The organism is Nocardioides sp. P5_C9_2 (assembly GCF_054049555.1).
In genome coordinates, this window is record NZ_JBFUMD010000435.1 from 1 (window position 1) to 3,364 (window position 3,364).

Genomic DNA, 3,364 nt, shown 5'->3' on the forward strand with positions numbered 1-3,364 from the left:
GTCCCACCACAGGGCCAGCACCACCTTGGCGGTGAGGCGTCCGGAGGCCTGCGCGGCCAGGTAGGTGTCCAGGGTGTCGGGCATCCCGAGGCCGTCGCCGACCAGGGCGTCCTGCCAGCCGACGATCCCGCGCGAGTGCAGGTGCCGCTGCGCGGCCAGCAGGCCGGACATCAGCTCGCCCTCGGTCGGCCTGGGCGTGAGGGCGCCGACCAGCTCCATGGCCCCCTCGTGCAGGGCCCCGGTGGGCTCGCCGCCCGGGCCCCGCTCGATCCGCCCGTCGGCGGGGTCGGCGGTGCGGGCGTCGATGCCGGCCAGCTCGAGGGCCCGGGTGTTGACCCACGCCGAGTGGTGGTCGCGGTTCGGCAGGAACACCGGCCGGTCGGGGCAGACGCGGTCGAGCTGGACGGCGGTGGGGACCCCGCCAGGGAACGCATCCATCGACCAACCGCCGCCGGTGACCCAGGGGCGGTCCGGGTGCGCGGCGGCGTACGACGCGATCCGCTCGAGGTAGTCCTCGGCGGTACCGAGGTCGGTGAGGTTGCACAGGTCGAGCTCGAGGCCGGCCTGCACCGGGTGGACGTGGGAGTCGTGGAAGGCCGGCAGCAGCCAGCGCCCGGCGTGGCTCTCGACCCGGGTGCGGGGGCCGACGAGGTGGGCGAGGTCGTCGTGGCTGCCGACGCCGGCGATGAGTCCGTCGCGCACGGCGAGGCAGTCGCCGTCCCAGCGTCCGTCCCGGTACGTCGGGGCGTCGCGCAGGAGCAGGTCGGCGGGTGGAACGGCGTCCATGGGCGGTCCGACCGTCGGGCGGGTGCGTCAGCGGCCGGCGACGACGTCGGCGGCGCGGGCCAGGGGCGAGGTTGTCGTGCGGCCGGCGGCCTCCTGCCGGTCGGCCGCGTGGTAGGCACGGTAGAGCGCCTGCACGCCGAGCCAGCGCAGCGGCTCGGGCTCCCAGCGGCGGGCCCGGTGCCCGACCCACGGCAGGCGCGTCAGCTCCGTGTCATGACCCAGGACCAGGTCGGCCAGGGTCCGCCCGGCGAGGTGGGTGGCGGTGACCCCCGTCCCGACGTAGCCGCCGGCCCAGCCCAGCCCGGTGCGCGGGTCGAGGCCGACGGAGGCCGACCAGTCCCGGGGCACGCCCAGCACGCCGCACCAGGCGTGGTCGATTTCGGCGTCGCGGGTGTCGGGGAAGAAGGTGCGCAGCAGCGCAGTCAGGGCGGCGACGGTCGCCGGCTGGGTGGCGCCGTCGGTGTCGGTGCGCGACCCGTAGCGGTAGGGCACGCCGCGGCCGCCGAAGGCGATCCGGTCGTCGGCCGTGCGCTGCGCGTAGACGTAGGCGTGGGCGGCGTCCCCGAGCGCCTCCCGGCCGGTCCAGCCGATCCGGTCCCACACGTCGGCCGGCAGCGGCTMGGTGACCACGAGGGTGGAGTTCATCGGCAGCAGGGTCCGGCGCTCGCCGCGCAGGGCGGGGGTGAATCCCTCGGTGGCCCGGATGACATGGCGGGCACGGACGTCGCCGCGCGCGGTCCGGGCCCGGCCCTCCTCGATCGCCGTCACCACGGTGTCCTCGTGGATGGTCACGCCCAGCCGCTCCACCGCCCGCGCCAGCCCGACGACGAGCTTCGCCGGGTGCAGCGTGGCGCAGTGGGGGTGCCAGAGGCCGCCGACGGCGCCGCCGACGTCGACCCGGGCCGCGGTCCGGTCGGCGTCGAGCAGCACGGTGTCGGTGTCCGGCCAGGTCGCCTCGACCGCCGCCCGGGCACGCAGGCGGGCGAGCTGCGGGGCGTTGCGGGCGACCTCGAGCTCGCCGCCCCGGGTGATGTCGGCCTCGATGCCCTCCCGCTCCGCGATCGCGATGACGTCGGACACCGACGCGTTCAGCGCCCGCTGATGGGCGACGGCTGGCCGCCGATCGCCGCGGACGACGTACTGCTCCCGACCGCCGGTGACGCTGTTGGTCAGCCAGCCGCCGTTGCGGCCCGAGGCACCGAAGCCGGCGAAGCGGGCCTCGAGGACCACGACGCGCAGGTCAGGCCGGTCCCGCTTCAGGTGGTAGGCCGTCCACAGCCCGGTGTAGCCGGCGCCGACGATGCACACGTCCGCGTCGGTGGAGCCCGGCAGCGGCGGGCGGGGCGGCGGCGTACCGACCTGGCGCCACCAGAACGACACCCCGCCGTTGGTCGGTCCCGCTCCCGCATGCTGCACGGGGACGACGATGACACCTCGCCGGCCGCCCCGCCAGAGGTGACAAGGGTCACCGGAGCGCCCGATCGCGGGTACGGGCGATGATCCCGGGTACGTCCCGCAGGACAACCCGAACCCCCAGGAGGCACAGATGTCCCACGACGCCATCGTCCAGCTCAAGGACGACCACCAGGAGATCCGGAAGGTCTTCCGCCAGTTCACCGAGGCCGGCGAGAACGCGACCACCCGCAAGGGCCAGCTGGTCGACAAGATCATCGAGCTCCTCACGGTGCACACCTACATCGAGAACGAGGTCATGTACCCGCGGGTGCGCGAGCTGCTGCCGGAGCTCGAGGACGACGTCCTGGAGTCGTACGAGGAGCACCACGTCGCCGACGTGCTCGTGATGGAGCTCTCCGCGATGAAGCCCACCGACGAGCGCTTCGACGCCAAGACGACCGTCYTCATCGAGAACGTCACCCACCACATGGAGGAGGAGGAGCAGGACTGGTTCCCCAAGGTCCGCGAGGGTCTCGGTCGCACCGCGCTGCAGGAGATCGGCGAGGACCTGCTCGCCGCCCGCAAGAAGGCCCCCACCCGCCCCTCCCAGCCGAGCGCGCTGAAGAAGACGATCGACGCCGTCCTCGACTGACCGTGAGGACCCCTCGGCGAGGGGGGCACTGCTTCTACCCCCCTCACCGGGCATGAATCTGCGCCGGGCCGCGTTGGCCCCGACGAGACACCTTGTCCCACATCGAAGGAGCACCATGCAGGTCACCGCATTCGCAGCCCCCGCAGAGGGCGAAGCCCTCGTCCGCACCCAGATCCAGCGCCGCGAGGTGGGTCCCCGCGACGTGCTGATCGAGATCACGCACGCCGGCATCTGCCACTCCGACATCCACACCGTGCGCGGCGACTGGGGTCCCCAGTCCTACCCCCTCGCCCCCGGCCACGAGATCGTCGGCACCGTCACCGAGGTCGGCTCCGACGTGACGCGCCACCAGGCCGGCGACACCGTCGGCGTCGGCTGCATGGTCAACTCGTGCGGCCAGTGCGTCAACTGCAGGGCCGGCRACGAGCAGTACTGCGTCGAGGGCATGGTCGGGACCTACGGCGCCGAGGACCGTGACGGCACCGTCACCCAGGGTGGCTACTCCACCCACGTCGTCGTCGACGCCGACTA

4 protein-coding genes are annotated in these 3,364 nt (G+C 73.8%); 2 read left to right on the forward strand and 2 right to left on the reverse strand.

Annotated elements, in window-relative coordinates; genetic code table 11:
* Both ACXJKL_RS17610 and ACXJKL_RS17615 read right to left on the reverse strand, forming a co-directional pair.
* Window positions 1–786: amidohydrolase (locus ACXJKL_RS17610; protein ID WP_457208309.1), on the reverse strand; the 786-nt coding region annotated here is incomplete at its 3' end.
* A gap of 27 nt (window positions 787–813) precedes the next feature.
* Window positions 814–2,202 (reverse strand): NAD(P)/FAD-dependent oxidoreductase, encoded by a 1,389-nt coding sequence (locus ACXJKL_RS17615; protein ID WP_457208310.1) that lies wholly within the window; start codon window positions 2,200–2,202, stop codon window positions 814–816.
* Window positions 2,203–2,332: 130 nt separating this feature from the next.
* Here ACXJKL_RS17615 and ACXJKL_RS17620 point away from each other — a divergent pair, with 130 nt between their 5' ends.
* Together ACXJKL_RS17620 and ACXJKL_RS17625 are read left to right on the forward strand one after the other, a co-directional pair.
* A complete protein-coding gene (locus tag ACXJKL_RS17620; RefSeq protein WP_457208311.1) occupies window positions 2,333–2,833 on the forward strand; it encodes a hemerythrin domain-containing protein in 501 nt (166 codons plus the stop codon).
* A gap of 115 nt (window positions 2,834–2,948) precedes the next feature.
* Window positions 2,949–3,364 (forward strand): alcohol dehydrogenase catalytic domain-containing protein (locus tag ACXJKL_RS17625; RefSeq protein WP_457208312.1); only part of this gene is annotated, 416 nt, incomplete at its 3' end.